17 protein-coding genes, 1 pseudogene and 1 other annotated feature are annotated in these 23531 nt (G+C 37.6%); all 18 genes and pseudogenes read left to right on the top strand.

All coding sequences use genetic code 11. The features are described from left to right. Positions 1-32: 32 nt before the first annotated feature. Positions 33-2012: an oxidoreductase gene (locus tag AC1TO6_RS07220; RefSeq protein ID WP_482100924.1), complete on the top strand. Its 1980-nt coding sequence runs from the start codon at positions 33-35 to the stop codon at positions 2010-2012. A 252-nt stretch (positions 2013-2264) separates the two neighbouring features. Further along, positions 2265-3275, top strand: a pseudogene (gene namA / locus AC1TO6_RS07215) (NADPH dehydrogenase NamA); the annotation flags it as partial. Between the two features lie 630 nt (positions 3276-3905). Further along, complete coding sequence (locus AC1TO6_RS07210; RefSeq protein ID WP_482100923.1) at positions 3906-4337, top strand: VOC family protein; 432 nt, start codon at positions 3906-3908, stop codon at positions 4335-4337. 1376 nt (positions 4338-5713) lie between these two features. Next, entirely contained in the window at positions 5714-6475 is a 762-nt protein-coding gene (locus tag AC1TO6_RS07205; protein WP_482101015.1) for an SDR family NAD(P)-dependent oxidoreductase, read from the top strand. A 356-nt stretch (positions 6476-6831) separates the two neighbouring features. Continuing rightward, the gene (dctP, locus tag AC1TO6_RS07200) at positions 6832-7902 is read left to right on the top strand and encodes a TRAP transporter substrate-binding protein DctP (RefSeq protein ID WP_482100922.1); all 1071 of its coding nucleotides are present in this window, start codon (positions 6832-6834) and stop codon (positions 7900-7902) included. A gap of 244 nt (positions 7903-8146) precedes the next feature. Continuing rightward, on the top strand, positions 8147-8980 hold the full coding sequence (locus AC1TO6_RS07195) for a sugar phosphate isomerase/epimerase family protein (RefSeq protein ID WP_482100921.1): 834 nt from the start codon (positions 8147-8149) through the stop codon (positions 8978-8980). Positions 8981-9037: 57 nt separating this feature from the next. Then, positions 9038-9196, top strand: coding sequence for an alcohol dehydrogenase catalytic domain-containing protein (locus AC1TO6_RS07190; RefSeq protein WP_482101014.1), 159 nt, complete (start codon positions 9038-9040; stop codon positions 9194-9196). Next, entirely contained in the window at positions 9153-10052 is a 900-nt protein-coding gene (locus tag AC1TO6_RS07185) for a zinc-binding dehydrogenase (RefSeq protein ID WP_482100920.1), read from the top strand. Before AC1TO6_RS07190 ends, AC1TO6_RS07185 begins: the two co-directional genes overlap by 44 nt. 109 nt (positions 10053-10161) lie before the next feature. Next, entirely contained in the window at positions 10162-11127 is a 966-nt protein-coding gene (locus tag AC1TO6_RS07180; RefSeq protein WP_482101013.1) for a 2,3-butanediol dehydrogenase, read from the top strand. 32 nt (positions 11128-11159) lie between these two features. Continuing rightward, positions 11160-11729 (top strand): VOC family protein, encoded by a 570-nt coding sequence (locus AC1TO6_RS07175; protein WP_482100919.1) that lies wholly within the window; start codon positions 11160-11162, stop codon positions 11727-11729. Between the two features lie 92 nt (positions 11730-11821). Next, positions 11822-12574, top strand: coding sequence for an SDR family NAD(P)-dependent oxidoreductase (locus AC1TO6_RS07170; RefSeq protein WP_482100918.1), 753 nt, complete (start codon positions 11822-11824; stop codon positions 12572-12574). Between the two features lie 453 nt (positions 12575-13027). Then, complete coding sequence (locus AC1TO6_RS07165; protein ID WP_482100917.1) at positions 13028-15022, top strand: NAD(P)/FAD-dependent oxidoreductase; 1995 nt, start codon at positions 13028-13030, stop codon at positions 15020-15022. Positions 15023-15090: 68 nt separating this feature from the next. After that, on the top strand, positions 15091-16170 hold the full coding sequence (gene dctP / locus AC1TO6_RS07160) for a TRAP transporter substrate-binding protein DctP (RefSeq protein WP_482100916.1): 1080 nt from the start codon (positions 15091-15093) through the stop codon (positions 16168-16170). Between the two features lie 169 nt (positions 16171-16339). Continuing rightward, positions 16340-16801: a MaoC family dehydratase gene (locus tag AC1TO6_RS07155; protein WP_482101012.1), complete on the top strand. Its 462-nt coding sequence runs from the start codon at positions 16340-16342 to the stop codon at positions 16799-16801. 187 nt (positions 16802-16988) lie between these two features. Next, entirely contained in the window at positions 16989-18191 is a 1203-nt protein-coding gene (locus AC1TO6_RS07150; protein WP_482100915.1) for an MFS transporter, read from the top strand. A gap of 353 nt (positions 18192-18544) precedes the next feature. Then, positions 18545-19795: a dihydrolipoamide acetyltransferase family protein gene (locus AC1TO6_RS07145; RefSeq protein WP_482100914.1), complete on the top strand. Its 1251-nt coding sequence runs from the start codon at positions 18545-18547 to the stop codon at positions 19793-19795. Positions 19796-19806: 11 nt separating this feature from the next. Continuing rightward, the gene (gene lpdA / locus AC1TO6_RS07140) at positions 19807-21186 is read left to right on the top strand and encodes a dihydrolipoyl dehydrogenase (RefSeq protein WP_482100913.1); all 1380 of its coding nucleotides are present in this window, start codon (positions 19807-19809) and stop codon (positions 21184-21186) included. A 179-nt stretch (positions 21187-21365) separates the two neighbouring features. Then, positions 21366-21603: a binding site (T-box leader), on the top strand. A 72-nt stretch (positions 21604-21675) separates the two neighbouring features. After that, the gene (locus AC1TO6_RS07135; protein ID WP_482100912.1) at positions 21676-23280 is read left to right on the top strand and encodes a 2-isopropylmalate synthase; all 1605 of its coding nucleotides are present in this window, start codon (positions 21676-21678) and stop codon (positions 23278-23280) included. The last annotated feature ends 251 nt before the right edge of the window (positions 23281-23531 follow it).

The raw sequence follows: 23531 nt of genomic DNA, 5'->3' as shown, positions 1-23531 counted from the left end.
AAACGAAATTAAAAATAAGGAGATGTTATAAAATGCTAATGACGACAACAAAATATCCAAAACTTTTTGAGGAAGCTTCTATTAATGGATTAAAATTAAGAAATAGAATGACGATGTCTCCTATGGGAAGTTTTTTGGACAACCCGGACGCATCACTAAATGATATCCAACTTGAATATTACGAAGCCCGTGCAAGAGGTGGAGTTGGAATGGTAACCATCGAAGCACAGTATATTACAAATAAAACCGATCCATGGCTTAAGGGGAAAACGATTGCCGACACCGATGCACAAGGGGAAGGTTGGGCTACGCTGGCGGAAAGGATCCATGCTCATGGTGCCAAAATGGGGATGCAATTAAGCATTGGTTTAGGCAAAAATGGGTTCCTCTTTGGTGATGAAGGCCAGATGGTTTCTGCATCAGCTATACCTTCACACCGTGACCCCGATCATATTTGCCGAGCGTTAACCGTAGAAGATATACATGAGCTAGTCGACTGTTTTGAACGAGCTGCCAAACGTGCAGTAAAAGCAAACGTGGATCTGCTGCAAATTCATGCTCATGGTGGATATTTGCTAGATCAATTTATGACACCTTTATGGAACAAACGGACAGATGAGTATGGAGGAAGCTTTGAAAATAGAATGCGTTTTGTGAAAGAAGCCTATCAAGCGATTCGTAATGTAGTTGGTCCTGATTTCCCTATTACCATTCGTTTAGCTGCTTACCATGACTTTCCAGGTGGAAGGGAAATGGAAGAAACCCTTGAAATCGCAAAATACTTTGAAGAAATTGGATTTGACGCATTGGATATTGACTTGGGCGCATATGAGCGGAAACAATGGATTGTTCCTACACCGGTTCATGGAATGTCTAGTATGGCTCATGCCGCTGCAGAAATTAAAAAAGTGGTCAATATCCCTGTCATTAATGCCGGAACCCACACACCTGAGACAGCCGAGAAACTATTGCAGGAAGGGAAAATTGACTTTGCTCAGTTTGGTCGTCCATTAATTGCCGATCCAGATTTACCAAATAAGCTTCTAAACAATCAAGAAGAGGATATTAAACCATGCTTATTCTGTAATGAATACTGTGATGGATATGTTCAGCTTGGAAAAGGAATTACCTGCTCGATTAATCCGGTAACGAACTTTAAATTACATTACCCAGATATTGATGTGGACGTAAATAATCTCGAAAATTCAGTGGATACACCTAAGAATGTAGTCGTCATAGGCGGAGGACCAGCAGGTATGGAAGCGGCTAGGGTTGCTGCTTTAAGAGGTCATAATGTGACGATTTACGAGAGAAGCGGGACCCTTGGGGGGCAAATTAATATTGCTTCTGGCGTTTCATTTAAAGACAGATTAAAGAAATTTTCTACTCATCAACAAATTCAACTTAATAAATTAGGTGTGAATGTTATTTTGAACACGGAAATCAATGAAAACTCTATAGAGTTAACTACAGCAGATCATATCATTGTTGGATTAGGTGCGAAACCAGTGATTCCTGAAATTAAAGGAATTCAAAGGGCGAATGTGATTGAGGTGACGCAGGCACATATTCACCCTGAATTGGTTCACGGAGACAAGATTGTGATTGCTGGTGGAGGTAGAATTGGTTCTGAATTCGCATTAGAAATGGGTAGAAAAGGTAAAGAAGTGGTGATTGTGGAAAGAGGCGATAGGATTGCCCATGATCTTATCATAGAAAACCGTAACCCATTAATTTTTAAACTAGAAGAAGTTGATGTAAAAGTATTAACGAATCACGAGATTACAGAGTTTACGGAGGCTGGAGTAAAAGTACTTCTAGGTTCAGGCGAAGAGATTGAAATCCTAGCAGATACAGTTGTAGCTGCATTCGGAAGAAAAGGTGAGACTGAGCTTGCTAGTCAAATTTGTGCACGCTACAGCAATGCTGTGAATGTGGGGGATTCTGTAAAGAAAGGTCTCACTGGCAATGCAGTGCATGACGGATTTATTGCTGGTCTAACTATTAATTAAATTGATTATGCCGTAGCTTAGAATAGTTAAATGTCTTTGTTGATCAACGCTTCTACTTTTAGGGAAAGAGGATGTCCCTTTTAATTCAGGGATAATCCCACTAAAACCTAAGCCTCTTGAGTTGAAAACTGGTATTGGAAAGCGATAAAACTCATTTGTTGGCTAATTTCATCGAATCTCCTTGTATTTACTAAAATATAAGAAATATTTTTTGTATTCACGACATGGAATTATTATGAAAGGTGTGAGGAAATGAGTATGTTGTTTTCGCCTTACCAAATTAAAGATTTAACGTTAAAAAACTGGATTGTCATGTCCCCTATGTGTATGTTTTCAACAATGAATGAGGATGGCGTGGCTACGGTATGGCACAAGATGCATTATACAAGCCGAGCAGTAGGTCAAGTCGGTCTGATTTTAACCGAAACAGTTGCTGTACATTCGGATGGCCGGATTGCGGCTGCCGACTTGGGAATTTGGGATGATGCCCATGTAGAAGGTTTACGAGAAATTGTTCACTCTGTTCATAAAAATGGTTCAAAAATGGGTATACAGTTAGGGCATGCAGGTAAAAAAGCCAACCTTGATGTAGAAGTTATCTCGCCGTCTCCAATTCCGTTCAAGGATGGCGCTGTAATTCCTAAGGAAATGAGCACCGAAGATATTAAGTCTGTTATAGAGAACTTCCGGGTTGCGGCCCAAAGATCAAAAGAAGCTGAATTTGATGTGATCGAACTGCATGGCGCACATGGATATTTAATTAGCACCTTCTTATCACCATTAACTAACCATAGATCGGATGAGTATGGTGGATCCAGGGTAAATCGCTATCGGTTCTTAAAAGAATTGGTTGAGGCGATTACTAGTGTCTGGAAAGGACCTTTGTTTGTTCGTTTATCGGTCGATGAGTACCATCCGGAAGGAAACACCATGGATGATTTTATCTATTATAGCGACCAATTAAGGCAGCAGGGTGTAGATTTAATTGATTGCAGTTCAGGTGCAGTTGTTCCCGCAAAAATTGATGGTTTTCCAGGCTACCAGGTTCCATTAGCTGACAAAATAAAGAACAGCGTAGGCATCAGTACAGGAGCTGTCGGTTTAATTACGCAGGCTGTCCAAGCGGAGGAAATATTAAAAAACAACAGGGCAGACCTAATTTTCATCGGAAGGGAATTGCTGCGTGACCCTTATTGGGCTTTAAGGGCCGCTTCGCAGTTAGGGGTTATGCTTGAAGTACCATTCCAGTACGATAGGGCTTGGAATGAGGTTTTGCATGCCGGTAATAGGTCAATCCAACAGATATGGGTTCCGGGTAAGGAATCGTTGGTGCCAAAGGAACTTCAAAAATTATAGCAAATCCCATACGATCTGCAGTTTTACTGCCTAATTGTTTCCAACGACAATAGCAAAGAGTATCTAGCTGATAAATACCTAAATAATTGGGAATAAGATTTACTTTAGTATGGACGGTGTTTCGAAATAGGGAACATCGAAAGTGTCTTGTTAATCGAATACATTGAATACTTGACTTATAATTTGCGGATTTGGATAAAATAAAATTGAATTTTAGGATTGTATAGAAGACACCTCTTCTTTTAGGTAGAGATTTTTCGACAATCTCACAGTACCAAAGAATGAGGTGTTTTTTGTATTTATGCAGCATTTGTCAAGGAACATTTTTATAAACCAAAAGAGCATACAGACACTAGTGATACTCTAGTTATTTAAGGCGGAGTTTTATTTTTTAAATAGTTACAATTGATTTCGGTTGGTTGTATCGCTGGCTATCTACTAGCAAAGGAACAGTTTTTAACTTAATAATTGTTAAGTAATAAAATGGATTTTATATAGCTTAGCTCCGTGTCAAATTTGAAGGGGGTTGGTCTAGTAATGAGCAAAAAAATCTTTACAAAGGTATTGCAGGTTGGAATTGTGGTAGATGATGTTGAAGCATTTATTAAAAAATATGAAGAAGATTACGGTATCGGTCCATGGGAAGTAAAGTATTATAATAAAGAAAATACTAAGGTACACCAAGAAGAGAAACAATTTTCTATTAAAGTAGGATTTGCTGATCTTGATAATATTCAGTTCGAATTAATTGAACCACAAGATGAAACAAGCGTTTACGCTCAGTTTTTACGAGAGAATGGCCCTGGACTGCATCACATTGCGCTTGATACGAATGGTCATGATGAAGTATGTCAAGAAATGGAGAAAAGGGGAGTTCCGGTCATTCACAGTGGAGAAAGCCAGAGGGGTACATTCACCTACCTGGATCTAAGAAAAGAGTTAGGGTTTATTGGCGAAATTTATAAGTAAATCTTATGAATCTATCCATATAGCTCCTTTATTTAACTAGTTATTTAATTATATCAGTTCACAACTTTACTTTCATCGGATTCAAAGCGACTGATTCATGCGGACTCCAGTTTCTAGTTGACTTTGACCAGTATTCTGGCTGTTTTTGTATGGCAGTTGATAGACTTCATGTCTTTTATTAAGTACATCAATATGGTCATCCATGTGCCGTTGTTCTGGAGTAACGAAATTTATTACGCTATGTTCATGCGTGTACCAATGAATGAACCTTTAGACCCGTAATCGAACGTCCTCAATTGGTTCGAATCCATCATAGGGGAACTCTGGTCGATATTTAAGTGTCCGAAAGAGAGCACAGAATACGGATTATCATTACTCACCCGAGTTCTAGAATCAGAGCTTTGGGTACCTAATTTTTCAAGTAACACTTGAAGTGTTGCTGCTTTCAGTGGGCTTCCGTTATCGGATAGTAAGACAAGGGGAGCCCCGTTTGTTTTTTCTAATAATAGTTTTTAATTTTATACTTCAACAGCATGAGCTGCATCTTCTATTTCTCAAACTTCTCAACTAACAATCTTTCGGCTAAACAAATTAATAATTAAGTTAAGCTTAGTATAGATACCTCTATTAGCTCCTTTCAACCCAGTAATATCCCAGTCTATACTTGATTAGGAGTAGTTGCTAAATAACTATCGGGTAATTTCATCTCTGGTCTTTTACTTCGTCCGTAATGCTGTTACATTTCTCTTCACGTACTATCTGATAAAACGTTGATTCAGAGGCGATATAAATCGAATCATCTGCTAGTATCGGCACGGTCTGTGAAGGGGTAAATTAACAAACTCCTCTTTGAACACTACTAGAAACTTATTTTCGCCACTCCAGCGAACTGAAGTTTATCCAATTCCGAGTGTTGCATTTCTTCAATACGCATTTTTCTCTATTGATATTTTCGCAATGCTGACTTTAGCGCGTTTTCTGAAGAAGAAAAACGAGGATGTGGTACAGACAAATCCAAGGTTTTAAAAAATATCTTACTCCAAGTAGAAAACTCCAAAGCTCGGAGGATATCGAACAACCAAAAACTCTGTCACGATGATTTACGCAACAGCTAACAAGCTAATGATTTAGGTAGGACCCCATGAGCAAAGGTGGTCCACTCCAAAGATAGTCTGTATTTACTACACTAATTAGATAGAGATATTTTGGGTTATGGGGAATAGGACCTCAATAACCTGAATATTTCAAACTACATTTGTTCCAATTAGAAATCGACCCCTTGAAAAGGTAATTAATTTTCTCTTTTAGAGTCTATCGTTTTTATTTTGAAACAGTGTATTTATTTTCTTATTTAAAAATTAAATGATCAGGAGGAGATTAACATAGGAAGATTAGCAGGGAAGGTTGCTTTGATTACTGGGGCAGGAAATGGTCAAGGCTCTATGGAAGCCTATTTATTTGCAAGGGAAGGTGCAAAAGTCATTGCAACAGATATTGCTTATGAAAACGTAAAAATAGTTGTAAACAAGATTAATAGAGAATTTGGTGAAGTAGCTATGGCGATGAAGCATGATGTCTCTTCAGAGGACGATTGGAAACGAGTGGTGGTGGAAGGTGTAAATAGATTCGGTACTATTACTGTGCTGATTAATAATGCTGGTGTTTTAAGCATGGACACCTACGAGGAAGTAACACATGAAAATTGGACAAGGGTAATGGACATAAACGCCTGGGGACAATTTGTAGGTATGAGATCAGTTGTTCCTTTTATGAAGGAAGCGGGAGTAGGCTCCATTGTTAATATTTCTTCACTAGCTAGTCTGGTTTCTGTTCGCCAATTTAATGCCTATACGGCATCGAAAGGAGCAATCGAATCACTAACAAAAACGGCTGCGACCGAATTAGGAGGATTTAATATTAGAGTAAACTCCGTTCATCCGGGTTCTGTTAAAACGGACATGTTCACGGCCGTTTATGATGATGAGGCGGCAATGGAAAAAAGAAAAAATAACTATCCACTTAAAAGGATAGGAACACCCGAGGATATAGCATATGGAGTTTTATATTTAGCAAGTGATGAATCCTCCTATGTAACCGGAATTGCTCATGTGATTGACGGCGGTATCTTGGCTCAATAGAAACAACTCAAATTACATCTAAATAGAGGAGAAAGAAACAAAAATGTGCTTTTGATTATTTAGGACGTAAAAAAAAATATATAATTAATCCACATGTTCTGTGCAAAATACTATTTTTATATGATTGTTGAATGCTTAGCGTGGTAGAATACACGCAAAATTATTTGAATATTTGGTCGATAGTAAAATTTTAAATATAGGAAGTTTATAGGAAAGGAATTTATAGAAAGCAATTTTCACCAGTCCGTTTTCTTCAAGGTAAACAAAGATTATGCCACTTAGAAAATGTTGCACGCTTAGTAATGATTAAAGCTAATTATTGCATGGATGATTGAACTAAATAAGGAGGTTTTTTTATGGGAGGAAAAAAATGTTCATTTCTAATTTGTGGTTTCATCGCTTTTCTTTTGCTAATAGCAGGTTGTAGTTCTTCCAATGCAGAAGATACAGGAAGTCAAACTAATGAAAGCAGTGAGGAGAAGTATACATTTAAAGTGGCCACTGTATCTGTGCCAGATGATCCAGATTCTGTATATATCTATAAAGCATTTATGGATAAAGCTACAGAGTTAACAGATGGAAGACTGCAATTTGAATGGTACCCTTCTCAACAATTAGGGCAAATGGCAGATTATTTAACTTTAACAGCGGATGGGGTAGCAGATATTGGGATGTTTTCAGCTAGTGTATTTCCTAGCGAATTATCACTAGCAAATAAGATAACAGCTTTACCTGGGCTATATGCAAATGCATATGAAGGAACCATGGCGTTTCATGCAGTAAGTCAACAAAGTCCAATGATTGATGAGTTCTTAAGTCATGGTGTAAGACCTTTGCTAGCAGTTACTACTCCAACCTTTAATTTTTATTCTAAAGAAGTAGAAATTAATGTTCCATCCGATTTAAAGGGCAAAAGAGTCAGAACAAGTGCGGGTACTTTATCAGAAATTATCCAACATGCTGGAGGAACTCCTGTGGGTATACCATCTACAGAAACCTATGAAGCATATGACAAAGGCGCCGTTGATGTGCTGCACCATTACGCTGCATCTGATGTAGCACATGGAATAAGGGAATTAAGTAACTGGGGTAGTATGAACCTAGGTTTCTCAGCGGGAACAACTGGTTTTATCATTAGTGAAAAATTATGGGGAACTTTACCTAAAGATATTCAGGAAGCCTTGTTAGAAGCGGGAGACTATGTAGCAGAAAATGGTTCAAAGTCATGGGACAAAGACACTGTGGATAGAGAACAAAGATGGATTGAAGATGGGGATGTGCCATTACATGACGTAACTGATGCTGAAAGAAAAGAATGGCAAAAATTCTTTGGAGAATTTGAAAAACAATTTCTAGCAAAACAAGATAGTGATTTTGAAAAGGTTCTAGAACAGTTTAAGGAAGAAGTAGCCAAATTAAAAGAGTGATTTTATTATACTAAGGAGTTGTTTTATGATGCAAACGACAAAAACAAAGTATACCAGTCTTTTCGAGATTGCTAAAATTAATGGCTTAAATCTGAAAAACAGAATTACTATGTCGCCGATGTGAATAATTTTAGATAATTCTGATGTGTCTCTAAATGATATGATGAGAAATTTAGGGAATTAGCGAGGAAAAAATACGATAACAAATAACTTTATATTTTGATAAATGAGGGGTGATAAAGAGATGACAAGACAATTTTCACTGTCGTACCTTACTGCACTCAACTGTTCTCCTCCTGAGATGGTATATATTGCTGAGCGGTCAGGATATGATTTTGTTGGTTTTAGATCGATAACTCCTAATAATCCTAAATTTTCTGTTTCAGGTCTTGAATTATCTATGTCCAAAGATAAGGAGATGTTCCGTAAAACGAAAACTGCACTTGATGAAACGGGACTAAAAGTTCTCGATCTTGAGGTGGTAGTTATTTATGATGATTTCGAACCAAAAGAATATCTTCCCGACTTTGAAGCTGCAGCGGAATTGGGTGGGCGGCATGTTCTTACTATTGTAAGGACAAGTAATCGTAATCATGCAATCGAATGCTTTAAGGAGCTTTGTGATTTAGCAAAACCATTTGGTCTAACAATAGATTTAGAATTTGTTCCTTGGTTTAATGTCTCAACACTTAAGGAATCCATTGACATTGTCGGCTCCGCAGGATGTGATAATGGAGGAATCTTAATTGATCCTCTTCACTTTCATCGTTCGAAAATTGGACTTGAGGAGTTGGACGAGGTACCACGTGAATGGTTTCATTATGCCCAAATTTGCGATGCACCTATGAATATCCCAACTAAAGAAGAAGAGTTAATCTATACTGCAACCAAAGAACGTTTGTATGTAGGTGAAGGCGGTATTGACGTCTCAGCTATTTTAAAAAAATTGCCAAATATCCCATATGCCATTGAGATACCACATGTAAAACGGATCAAGGAATTTGGTGTTGAAAAGTATGCAAGAAACTGTTTGCAAACTGCAAAAGAGTATCTTAATCAGGAAATTGGAACCTACTAAAATTGATTATTAGAGACACAAAAGAAATTAAGAAATGGAGTGAATGATATAAAAGCAATGGTTTTTTATGGTCCGAAGGATGTAAGGGTTGAAGATGTAGCAGAACCTGAAGTAAAACCGGGTACAGTAAAAATCAAGGTCAAATATGCAGGTATTTGTGGAACAGATTTACATGTTTATCGTGGAGAAAAAAAAGATCGGTGCAAAAACACCTAATATATTAGGTCATGAATTTACTGGGGAAATAGCAGAAGTTGGCGAAGGTGTTACTCATTATAATGTTGGAGATAGAGTTGTTGTGGAAAACTTTTGGGGGTGCGGTGAATGTATCTATTGTAAAGAAGGTGAATATTATGCTTGCCAACATCTCGAAGCATACGGTCTCCAACATCCGGGAGGCTTTGCGGAATATGTTGTTGTAAGAGAAGATAAGTTATTCTTACTTCCTGATCATTTGAGCTATGAAATAGCTGCTGTCATCGAACCAGCATCAGTTGCCATGCAAGCAGTAAAATCAAGCCCTTTAAAAATCGGTGACAAAGTCGCAATATTTGGGGCAGGACCTCTTGGCTCACTTATCGCTCAATGTGCAAAAGCTGCAGGTGCTAGCCAAATTATCGTGGTAGAAATACAAGAAAAACGCCGACGGATTGCATTGGAAATGGGCGCTGATTATGTAATTAATCCAAATGAAGAAGATCCAGTTAAAAAGATTCGAGAATTAACAAAGGACGGTGTCGACGTCGCCTTTGATGCCGCAGGTGTTCAAGATACCTTTGTTGCTGCTCTAGATAGTGTCAAACCTAAAGGAGAACTAATGGTAGCTGCAGTTTTTGCTAAATCAGTATCTTATATGCCATTTTTACAGCAAAAAGGGGTAAAGAAAATCAATACTACTAGGGGGAACTATAACATGTTTCCTAAGGTAATTGATTTATTGTCTAAAGGATCTATTTCAGTGAATCCCATTATTACGAGTAAAATTAGCCTAGAAAATATAGACGAGTTGGGCTTCAGTAAACTGGTTTCTGAAGAAGGAGAATGCAAAATTATCGTTTCACCAGAAAAATAACCTTTTATATAACTATAGTTTAATTATCTTCTTATATTTATATATCTCAATGGAGTAGTCAATGGAAATGGACAATTTTTATATTTTGGGAGGAGATTGTTTGAGAGCAATGCTTTATTATGGTTCAGAAGACGTAAAGATTGAAGAAATTCCTGAACCAAAAGTAATACCTGGTACAGTTAAAGTTAAAGTTAAATATGCAGGTATTTGTGGAACAGACACACATGAATATCATGAACAAATGTATGTGACGCAAATACCTATGATTTTAGGTCATGAATTTACTGGTGAAGTTGTTGTAGAACCTATTTGGGGATGCGGTGAATGTGTGAGTTGTGAAGATGGTTACTACAATACATGCGAACGCCTTCAAGCTTACGGTCTTCACCATCCAGGAGGTTTTGCAGAATACGTTGTTGTAAATGAAAAGAATTTATTATTGCTTCCTGATCAATTGAGCTATGAATTAGCTGCTCTTGTAGAACCAACAGCAGTTGCCCTGCAAGCCGTAAAAACAAGCACATTAAAAATCGGTGACAAAGTGGTTGTTTTTGGTGCAGGACCAATTGGTATGCTAATTACTCAATGTGCAAAAGCATCAGGTGCGAGTCAAATTATCGTTGTAGAAATTGAGGAGAAAAGACAACAATTAGCACTAGAAATGGGGGCTGATTTTGTAATAGATCCTACAAAAGAGGATGCTGCCCAAAAAATCAAAGAACTTACAACTAAAGGTGCTGATGTTGCTTTTGAAGCTTCCGGAGCAGAACCTGCTTTTCGTACAGGACTTGATTGCCTTAGGCCAAACGGGGAGCTAATGATTGTTAGTGTATTTAAGAAACCAGTAACTTATAGCCCTCTTTTACAACAAAAAGGGGTGAAAAAAATTCATACTTCCAGAGGCTACAATAATCTTTTTCCTGAAGTTATAGCCTTATTAGTAAAAGGGCTTATTAATGTAAAGCCCATCATTACTAGCAAAATCAAATTAGAAGATGTCGTAGAATTAGGATTTAATAAATTAACAATTAGTAAAGACGAATGCAAGATATTGATTTCTCCTGAAATGAAATGATATAGTGCAGCGGAAATGGAGGCGTTTGATTTATGAGAAATGATGGACCCTTTCCAAATCCATTTAATAATGGCTCTATTCAACAGTTATGTTACACGGTCAGCAACTTAGAAGAAGCTGCAAAACAGTGGTCAGCTCTCTTCGGGGCTGGCCCGTTTTTTGAACGTCTTCACCGTCCAGTCGGTGAATTGAGTTACAATGGCGAGAAAGTTACCCTAGACCATTCGCATGCGCTAGGACAGTGGGGACCTATCCAGATCGAGTTGTGGCAACAACACTGCGATAGTCCGGCAGGCTTGAAAGCGATGAGTACAATTAAAGAAGGTTTTGGACAGCTTCAGCATATTTGCTATACAGCAAGAGATTTTGACAAAGAGATTATGCGAATGGAAAGACTTGGATTTCCTGCCGTCTGGAAGTGTACTGCTCAAAGTGGTATGAGGGTAGTCATGATTGATACAAGAGAAGTAACAGGTGCAATGACTGAAATATATGAAGAAAATGAACAGGTGAAAAAGTTATATGACATGGTTGCAATGGCAGCAGAGGGATGGGACGGAACGAGACCCTATCGGAAAGAGGAAGAACTTCCTGAATTATAGTAGTAGTCTCTAATTCAGGTTACACTTGCAATGTTTTATTAGAGTTATAAGAATTAGAAATTCGTTGGATTTGGTAGGAGAGGAGTAATCTAATGTTTGGACTTGAAGGAAAGAAGGCAATAGTAACGGGTGCAGCTCGTGGTCTAGGCAGGGGAATGGCTTATGCCTTGCACAAAGCCGGAGCCGATGTTGTTTTGGTTGATATTCTTGATGAAGTCGAAAATACGAAGCAGAAATTTATATCTAACGCATCAAATGTATATGCACTAAAAGGAGATTTATCTAATAGTGAAGGACGACAGTTATTATTTCAAGAAGCTGTCCAGCTGTTAGGAGGAGAACTGGATATTCTAGTTAATGCAGCTGGGGTAAATATAAAAGGTCCTAGTACTGAATTCCCAATGGACTCTTGGTATAAAACACTGGAAATTAATGTAACTGCAGTCTTTGAGCTAAGTAAATTAGCGGGTCAGATTATGGTGGAGAAAAAGAAAGGGAAAATCATTAATATTGGTTCAATTACAAGTTTCACCGGTCATATTAATGGAACTGCATATTCTGCTAGTAAAGGTGCCATTTCGCAAATCACCAAATCATTGTCAAATGAATGGGCAAAATATGGGATTCAAGTGAATGCTATAGCTCCTGGATGTATAGAAACAGAGATGACCAAGTCATTGTCTAATGACCAAGTTCGATATTCTGAACTAACTTCAAGGATTCCTGCAGGCAGATGGGGTACCCCAGAGGATTTTGAAGGGATAACAGTCTTTTTAGCTTCTGACGCTTCAAACTATATTACGGGCACTATTATTCCAGTGGATGGTGGCTATCTGGCTAGATAAATTCCTAAAGTTATATAAATAATAGAATTGAAGTTATAGTAGAAAAATTTATTAATCTATAATAATTCAATATGATGTTAACAACCTCGTTATTTTTGCCGAGGTTGTTTGTATGTCTGATACTAAATAATTGAAAAGAATTTAAGGTTATTTTGTAAGTTTTTAATTCATAATTGCTCCTTTTTTATCGGTAATTGGTAGGAAAACATGAGGATAAAGCAATCCATAGACATGTTCACGGCTATCGAATCTCTATAGCTAAGAAAATTTAATACGCAATCAAATGGATAACAAAATTGGTAGAGAGTTTCTTGGAATAGATATTTGAATATTCATATTAGTGTGATAGTATTGTTTTAGATAGTTATTTTTCGATAACTATTATCGTATATCGGTAATTATGATACTTCCAATAGGTTAGTAGAGGTTTAATAATTAGGAGGGGAAAAAGGGATGGAATATGTACAAAACAAGGGTTCAATGGCAGAGAGCAATTATGCAAACCTATTAGAGCCTGGATACATTGGAAAAATGAAATTAAAAAACCGAATGATCTTATCACCAATGGGTACCTTCTTAGATAATCCAGATGGCACTTTCTCTCAAGCACAAATCGACTATTATGAGGCTCGCGCAAAGGGAGGCGTAGGCATGGTCACTGTCGAGGCTCAATATATTACAAACAAAACGGACCCATGGCTTCGCAAAAAAACAGCAGTTGATTCTGAGAAGCAGCTTAATGACTGGATGAAGCTTGCAGAAGTTGTTCATGCTCATGAAGCCAAAATCAGTTTGGAGTTAAGTATTGGTTTAGGAAGTAATTCATTTGGATTTGAAGATGGTGAAATGGTGTCAGCATCTGCTATTCCTGCAGGTAGAGTTCCAAATGTAATCTGTCGACCATTAACAGTCGAGGAGATTCAAGAGCTTGTAGCATCCTATGGAAGAGCTGCTAAAAGGGCAGCACAAGCGGGAATCGATTGCCTTCTTATCCATGCACATGCTGGGTATCTGCAAGATCAATTTTTGACACCTATTTGGAATAAACGAGAAGACCAATATGGTGGCAGTTTTGAAAATCGGATGCGTTTTCTCACAGAAACGTATTACGCCATTCGAAATGAAGTAGGTCATGATTTTCCTATTGCGGTTCGACTTGGGGCTTACCACGATTTTTCTGGTGGAAGAACGTTAGAAGAAGGGGTTGAAATTATTAAGTATTTGGAGAATTTGGGAGTGGATGCATTTGATATCGATATCGGATGCTTGGAGCGCAAGCAATGGATTACTCCCACGATTTATCATGGTCTTTCTAGCATGGCACACGCTGCAGCTGCAGTTAAAAAAGAGATAAAGGTACCGGTCATAAATGCTGGAACACATTCTCCGGAATCCGCGGAACAGCTACTAAGAGAGGGACTAATCGATTTCGCCCAATTTGGACGTCCATTGATTGCCGATCCAGAGCTGCCTAATAAACTTTATAACTCCCAACCTGAAGAAATCAGACCTTGTATTTTTTGTAACGAATTTTGTATTGGAAATACCCAAAAAGGGAAGGCAATTTCTTGTGCCGTTCACCCTCAAGTAAACTATGAATCCCATTATCCTAAGGAAGCAGCAAAAGGAATACATCCTGATCAAAAAGTAGAAATACCCCAAAAAATATTTGTTATAGGTGGAGGCCCAGGAGGGATGGAAGCAGCAAGAACAGCCGCTACTAGGGGTCACGAGGTAACCATTTTTGAAAAAGGTGATAGACTTGGTGGTTTGCTCAATGTAGCTTCTCAACTTTCATATAAGGGGAGATTGAAGAAGTTCATCACTTGGCAAGAGCGCGAACTCCAAAAATTAGGTGTAAAGATAATATTGAATGAAGCTATCAATGAAGATTCTCCGGAACTAATGGACGCGGATCATATAATTGTTGCTCTTGGGGAGGAACAGGTTACTCCAGAAATGAAAGGAATAGAACTAGAACATGTCGTTCATGTGACTCAAGCTTATCTCTATCCTGAATTAATTAAAGGAGAAAAGATTTTGATTGCTGGGGTAAATATTGATGGCTGTGACCTAGCCCTAGAACTGGTTATGAAAGGGAAGGATGTAACCATCGTGGAAAAGGACGATAAACTTGTGCCAGAGGCTTTAGCAGATAATCGCGATCCATTAATGTATAAATTCGAGGACTATAATGTAAGCGTTTTAACAAACCACGAGGTGGTCGAATTTACTGCAAAAGGTCTTATTGCACGGGTTTCCTCTGGAGAAATTATTGAAATAGCAGCAGATACCATTATCACTGCATTCGGAAGAAAAGCTGAAAGTAGACTTGCAAATAAGATTTGTGAGAAATTCAGCAATGCCATTCCATTAGTCATTGATCATCCTGTAAGTGTTACTGGCAGGGCTGTCCACGCTGGATTTAAGGCTGCGCTATCTATATAGGAATGTCTGTTGTTCACTTAAACCCCAATTAAAAACCAATAATACTAAAAAAATTAAGGAGTGTTTAAATGTTAGGGAAAAAATTACTTTTAATCAGTTGTTTAATAGCTTTCTTTTTACTAATTACAGGTTGTAGTGCTTCCAATGCAAAAGAGATAGGAAGTCAACCAAATGAAAGCAAAAACGGAAGTACTGAGCCGGAGTATGAATTTAAAGTTGCGACTCCATCAATACCAGAAGATCCTGATTCTGTATTTATCTATAAAGCGTTTATGGATAAGGCAACGGAGTTATCAAATGGAAAAATTCAATTCGAGTGGTATCCTTCCCAACAGTTAGGGGCATCTGCAGACTATATAACTTTAACAGAAGGTGGAGTAACAGACATAGCGATGTTTACTACGAGTGTATATCCTAGTGAACTTTCTCTTGGGAATAAAGTAACTGCGTTGCCTGGAATATATGAAAACTCTTATGAAGGTTCAATGGCTTTTCATGCTGTAAGCCAACAAAGTCCAATGATTGATGAGTTCCTAAGTCATGGTGTAAGACCTTTGGTAGCGACTACTACACCAACCTGGAATTTTTATTCAAAAGGAGTAGAAGTGAAGGTTCCATCAGATTTAAAAGGATTAAGAGTTAGGACAAGTGCAGGCACACTATCTGAGATTATGAAAATGGCAGGAGGAACTCCAGTGGGCATACCATCATCGGATATTTATGAAGCCTATGACAAAGGAGCCGTGGATGTCCTTCACCAGAATCCGCAATCAGATACAGCATATGGGATTAGAGAATTGAGTGAATGGGGAACCAGGGGCCTTGGTTTTTCGGCAGGAACAACGGGTCTTATAATTAGAGAAGAGTTATGGCAGTCTTTACCGGAAGATATTCAAAAAGTGTTGATGGAAGCAGGTAACGATGTAGTAGCAAATGGTTCAAAGGGATGGGATAAGGACAATAAGGATAGAGAAAAAAGATGGATTAAAGATGGAGATGTACCTTTACATGATATGACTGATAAAGAAAAAGAAGAGTGGGGTAAATTCTTTGAAAAATTTGAACAACAATTCATAGAAAAACAAGATGGGGAGTTTAAAACAGTTTTAGAACAGTTTAAAGCAGAGGTAGCTAAAGCAAGAGAGTAGTCTGTTTAATTATCCGTATTTTATGAACAATTAAACACTAAAGGTAATAGTTATTGTGTATTGCCATAATCGTCTTTTGGGACAAAAAATTATTATATTACTGATGATACTTAAGTTTATATGGAATTTTATGGATTGTAAAAGGTTTAATTAGGAGGGGCTGTTGAGAGTGATCATTAAGAGCAGGGGGAAGTATTTTGAAGAATTGAGTATTGGCGACATTTATGAGCACGCGATTACCAGGACAGTAACCGAAACAGATAATTTGTTGTTTACCACTCTTACACATAATCCGCAGCCATTGCACCTAGTTGTTGAATTTGGGAAGTCTTCGATAAATGGAACGACGATTATCAATAATTTTTTTACTATGGCTTTTGTTGTCGGTGTTTCGGTTTCTGACTTAACTTTGTTTACCACTTTAGCCCATCTAAATTATGAAGATATCAACTGCCCTATTCCTGTACGAATTGGAGATACTCTTAGAGGGGAAACTGAAGTAATCGATAAAAAGGAATCTGAAACAGAAAATGATAGAGGGATGGTATGTTTTGAACACCGCGGCTTCAATCAAAAAGGGGAATTGGTCTGTAAGATTAGACGTGTGGCTTTAATGTTGCGAGAAAGATAGAAAAGGAGGTCTTATAAATGTTTTGATTTTAATTTTATCCTAGAATCTAATAAATAGTTTAAGGCAATGAAAATATTATTCCCCCGGTTTACATTCATCCTGAAGTAAACTGAGGGAATGATATTTAAATGAATGTTTGCTCAGGGTTGAGCTTTATTTGTAAAAAAAAGGGATTGGAGAATTGTCTATGGATATCTCTAAACCACGATTGTGGACAAAAGATTTTATTTTGATTACACTGACATCTTTTTTTATTAGTGTAATGTATTTTTTACTACTGACAACGATAACGCCATTCGTCATTGAAAAGTTCAATGCTTCAGAAAGTAAAGCTGGACTTACTTCGAGTATTTTTGTTCTGGGTATACTTATATCCCGTCTGTTTATTGGGAAATATCTTGAAATTATTGGTCGAAAAAAACTTTTTTATTTTGGTATATTAATGACCTTTTTTGCAACACTGCTTTACTTCCCAGTAGATAACTTAAATGTCTTAATTGTAATCCGTTTTGTTCATGGTGCATTCATGGGGATAGCGCTTGCAGTTATGCAAACAACTGTTATGGACCTTATACCAGACGAACGACGGGGAGAAGGGATTAGTTTTTATTCATTAAATTTTATCCTAGGAACAGCAAGCGGTCCCTTTCTTGGTGTGTACCTTAGTCAAATAGCGAATATACAGACGATTTTTATCGTTAGTATAATAATGACTGGCATTAGTGTTGTATTATCCAGTTTTACTACACTCCCAAAAGCAAGTATCACGAACGTACAGCTCGAAGAAATGAAAGGTTTTCATTTTAAGGATTTCGTTGAAGTAAAAGCTCTTCCAATTGCGGTCTTAATGGGTATCTTGGCTTTAACTTACTCTGGTATTCTCTCATTTTTAGCGTTATATTCCATGGAAATCAATTTAATGACTTCAGCAAGCTTCTTTTTCATTGTTTATTCTGTTATCGTTCTTATTACTCGACCCATCACTGGCAGTATACTAGATAAAAGAGGAGACAATGTTGTCATGTACCCAGCTATTATTCTCTATTCAGCTGGTTTATTTGTTTTGAGTCAAGCGGAACACGGCTTTACATTACTAATTGGAGGAGTATTAATAGGGCTCGGATTTGGGAATTTGCAATCCTCTTTACAAGCGGTCGCAATAAAAAAGACCCCTCGTTATCGAGTAGGACTTGCGGTTTCAACCTTCTTTATCGGTCATGATATTGGGGTAGGTATTGGGCCCTTTCTTCTTGGATATCTCCTTCCGATCATCGGTTATCGAAATTTATATTTAACTTTAGCAGTTATTGTTTTTGCTTGTGTGTTTTTATACTATGTGATGCATGGGAATAAGAGTGCATTCAATAAACAAATATCCTCGCAAGTATAATTGGTTAGGCTATGGGCTGGAAGAGAATGAGAAAAAGCGCACTATTTTTCGTTCCCTCGACAAGTGTTAGATGTGTTATAAAACAAAGGTTCTAAATATTATAAAAATGGTTTGCGCACGCTTCGGCTATATGTTAATATATTAATAAGATACCGAGGTATGGTTAATAGAACCGATATACGATAACTATTAATAAAAATAGAGAAATATTATTCTATTATTATTAATATGTATATTTATGGTGGGAAAGGGGATTTATTTCTATAATATTAACCAATTAATTACAGTGAAACAGCCTTGCAATATTTGCAATATCTTATTCGATTATACAGTTTAGAAGGGAGCGAGTGAAAATGGTAGTTAAAATTGAGATGCCAAAATTAAGTCTTACTATGTCAGAGGGAACTGTTTTACATTGGATGAAGAAGGTCGGCGATCACGTAAAAAAGGGAGATGCAATTGTTGAGGTAAGCTCAGACAAGGAAGTTTGTGAATTAGATTCGCCAGAAGACGGGATATTACTCGATGTTACTGCCATTGAAGGGGAGTCTGTGGCATGCCATGAGGCGCTAGCATACATCGGTCAACCAGGTGAAAAAATCCTGGCTATAAATAACTCCTCAGAAGTAGGAGCTAATGAACCTAACAATGTAGAAACCTCAAGGGATACAAATCAGTCTTCAACAAATCAAGCATCTTCGACTTCGGAAAAAGTTAAGATAAGTCCAGTTGCACGTAAAATGGCAGCTGAAGCAGGTTTAGATATTCAATTAATTGTGGGAACAGGACCGAATGGAAGAATCTCTAAAGAAGATGTAGAAAAAGCGATAAACGAAAGAAGCAGCGAATCAGATAAGGCGGCAACATTAGAGCCGGTTTCAAGTACAACAGTAAAGGAAAAGGATCTTGTAACAAATACGGAAATAATTCCAGTTAACGGAATTCGGAAAGTGATCGCAAATCGAATGCAGGAAAGTCTTCAAAATAGTGCACAATTAACTCACCATCTGAAGGTAGATATTACTGAACTGTTATCTTTGAAAAAGAAAATGGCAAAGCAGGTAGAAAAGAAGCATAATAGCAAGTTTACATTGACTGATTTTATCGCTCGAGCGGTTATTCTCTCTTTGCAGGAGCATAAACAAATGAATAGTGCTCTCATTGATAATCAAATTCACATTCACAATAATGTCCATTTAGGTATTGCAGTGGATGTGGAAAACGGGCTGGTAGTTTCGGTTGTTAATCATGCAGACTCAAAATCGCTAGTAGAACTCTCTCATTCTATAAAGGAATATTCGCAGTTAGCAAAAACAAAACAATTAAAGTCTGATCAAATGAAGGGCTCTACCTTTACAATTAGTAATCTTGGAAGTTATGGAATAGAATATTTCACGCCAATTCTAAATTCACCTGAAACTGGAATTTTGGGTATAGGGACTGCACAAGAAACCCCTGTATTTATCGGTGAACAAGTACAAAAACGAATTCTTTTACCTTTAAGTCTTACATTTAATCACCAAGTAGTGGATGGGGCTCCAGCCGCCCAATTCCTACAAACCCTTAAGAGTTATTTAGAAGAGCCTATTAATTTATGTTTATAGGGAGGAAAGAAATGAATACAGTTGTAGTGATTGGTGGGGGACCTGCGGGGTATGTAGCTGCAATTACGGCAGCACAACAAGGCAGTAAAGTGATTCTTATTGAAAGCCAGGAACTTGGAGGTACTTGCTTAAATGAGGGGTGTATGCCAACCAAAGCACTACTCGAAAGTGCTACTAGGTTTGAACAAATCAAGAATGCTCATTTGTTTGGAATTAATATAAAAGCAGATGCAGCCGAAATAAATTGGCCTGTCGTTCAACACTATAAAAATAGTGTTACAGAAAAGCTGGTACAAGGAATTAGTTACTTAATGAAAAAGAATAAGATTGAGGTTATTAATGGTGAGGCTTCATTTCTGGATAGCCGAGCAATTTCAGTGCGAAATAAAAATGGATTACAGAAAATCCTCTTTGATAAAGTTATCATTGCTACAGGATCTGAAACCGTTACTCTTCCTTTTGCTACATTTGATGAATGGGTGATTGATAGCCGCCAAGCTTTGACTCTTCCTGAAATACCGTCCTCACTTTTAATCGTTGGGGGTGGTGTAATAGGCTGTGAATTTGCCAGTATTTACGCTCGTCTAGGAACAAAAGTAACAATAGTAGAAATGGAAAATCAACTTCTTCCAGGTGAAGACCGCGATATTGTTTCTATTTTAGAAAGCAGCTTGAAAAAGTCAGGTGTTTCTATTTATTGTTCTTCAAAATTGAAGCAATTGGATAAGAGCAACAACCAGGCTATCATTGAGACTAATAATGGTTTGATTGAACTAGAGCCTTCTCAAGTTTTAATAGCCGTTGGTCGAAAACCAAGGGTGACTGGTTTGAATCTAAATAATATTGGGTTAGATTTGGATGAACAACAAGGGATCAAAGTAAATGAATTTATGCAAACCAACATTCCATGGATTTACGCGTGTGGGGATGTAATTGGGGGAGTGCAATTAGCACATGTAGGGTTTCATGAGGGGAAGATTGCAGCGTTGCATGCTTGTGGGGATAATGAAAGCGTTAACTATCGCGCAGTTCCTCGTTGCGTCTATACTTCTCCTGAGATTGCTAGTGTGGGTTTAAATGAAAAGCAGGCAAGAGATAAATATGGTGATATTAGAATTGGTCAATTCTCATTTTCGGCAAATGGGAAAGCTTTAATAATTGGAGAACAAATAGGGAAAGTGAAAGTGTTAGTAGAACCCCAATTTAATGAAATTATTGGGGTCACTATCATAGGTCCACACGCAACGGAACTAATAGGGCAGGGAACTATTATGATGCAGGCAGAGATGACTATTGAATCCATGGAAAGCTTTATAGCAGCTCATCCAACATTATCAGAAGCAATTCATGAGGCCTTGCTGAGTGCACTGGGACAGCCTGTACATTCATAACTAATTTTCTCATGGTTAAGATATCACACAAATTGCAGGAGAAGTCCAAGAGTTCTTGGACTATGAAATTGTAGCTAAGTCATCTATTTTTTAATCACCATTCAATTTTCTTTATGTAGGGAAGTAGTTACCTCCTATTTATTAACTTATAAAAATAAAGTTGAAATCAACTCAAAACAATTGAAGCTGTGATTGGAAATAGTAAAAGTATAGTGTACTTACAAGAGAGTCGGTGGTAGGTGTAAACCGATAGACACGTATTTTGAACTCGTCCATGAGCTACTCCCTGAACCTTTTAGTAGGGGATGTCGGAATCCACCGTTATAGGGATAGACAGTTTTTTCTGTCATTAAGTGGAACAATGGATAATCATCTGTTCAATTAGAGTGGTACCGCGAGAACAATCTCGTCTCTATGAAGTAATTCATTAGAGGCGGGATTTTTTACGTCCAAATCGAGCTTTCACAATGATGAAAAGGGGTTTTGAAAATGGAACGGAAAATTTGGGTATTTGACACAACCTTAAGAGATGGGGAACAAGTGCCAGGCGCTAAGTTAAATCTATATGAAAAAGTAGAAATTGCTCAACAACTCAAGAAACTTGGTGTGGACATTATTGAAGCGGGGTTCCCAGCCTCTTCACAAGGGGATTTTGAAGCAGTAAAAGCAGTTGCACAAAAAGTGGGTAACACAAGTGATATTATGATTACAGCGCTTGCACGTGCCGTTAAAGAAGATATTGATTCAGTATACAACTCAGTAAAATATGCAGAAAACCCTATGATTCACATGGTACTTGGAACGTCTGACATTCATGTTGAGAAAAAATTCAGCAAATCAAAACAACAAATTCTACAAACTGGTGTGGATGCAGTGAAATATGCAAAAACTTTAATGCCACAAGTGCAATATTCAACTGAAGATGCATCTCGTTCAGACTTTGAATATTTATGGGAAACGATTGAAGCCGTCATGAAAGCTGGTGCAACAATGATCAACGTACCGGACACTGTAGGTTTTGCGGAACCCGAAGAATTCGGTCAGATGATTTACAAACTAAATGACCGCATGAAAAACTTTAATCCAGACGTGCTACTAAGCATACACTGCCATAATGACCTTGGCATGGCCACAGCAAACACACTAGCTGCAATTAAAAACGGTGCAGACAAAATGGAATGTACAATTAACGGTATTGGTGAGCGTGCGGGTAACGCAGCACTTGAAGAAGTTGTTATGGCATTGAAAACTCGTGCATCTGTTTATAACGCGATTACAAATATTAATACAAAAGAAATTATGAACACTTCACGCCTTGTATCAAGCTTCATGGGGCTGGACGTGCAAGTGAATAAAGCAATCACAGGGGACAATGCATTTGCCCATTCTTCAGGAATTCACCAAGATGGTCTATTAAAATCTCGTGATGCATACGAAATAGTTCATCCTGAAGATGTCGGCCTAGATGATATGGAGCTAGTATTAACGGCGCGATCTGGTCGTCATGCGGTGAAAAATGCTTTGCAAACTCTAGGCTTCCACGACTTTGCTGAGGAAGAATTTGAAGCGATTTTCGAAAGTTTCTTAGCATTAGCTGACTCGAAAAAAGAAGTATACAATCACGATTTATATGTAATTGTGGAAGCATGTTATGAGCACTCAGAGAAAAATCATCCAAATGCGCAAAACTACTCAGCACAGTTTTATGATTTAGATGATTTGCAAGTTGTTAGCAACGCTACATTCCCATCTGCAAGTGTGAAAGTACACAAAGGAGAAGAAACGTTTAAATCAAGTGCAGTTGGATCTGGTCCAATTGATGCGCTATATTCAGCAATCGCAAATATTACAGATATTCCTGTGAAATTAGTAGAATATAATATTAATTCAGTTTCTCGTGGTCAAGAAGCCTTAGGGAAAGTCAAAATCGTAGTGGAGCATAAAGGGGAAAAATACACTGCTAAAGCTGTAGATACAGATATTTTAAAAGCAAGTGCATATGCATATATTAATGTCATCAATAGCATAATCGTAACACAAATTACTGCAGAACAAGATATTGAAAAATATACATTACAAGAAAATAATTACTAAAGTTTGTGAGTACTTTTTACGGGTACTAATTGACGCTAAACCGTGGGGCTGTCCCAAAAGTCATCAAGAATGACTTTTGGTCAGCCCTTTTTCTTTATATAAAACCTATAAGTTACTAATTGAAGCAGACATTAGTGGAATGAAAGTTTTTTCTACCAGCATTAAAATAGAACAAGTCGAATGACTGGCTTCAGATAGCTTTTTGCCGGAAATGAGAGTAGAATTCAAGCATTTTCCCTCTCACTCTTTTC

It is taken from the genome of Sporosarcina sp. Y352, assembly GCF_056786535.1.
This window is presented reverse-complemented; position numbering and strand designations above follow the sequence as displayed.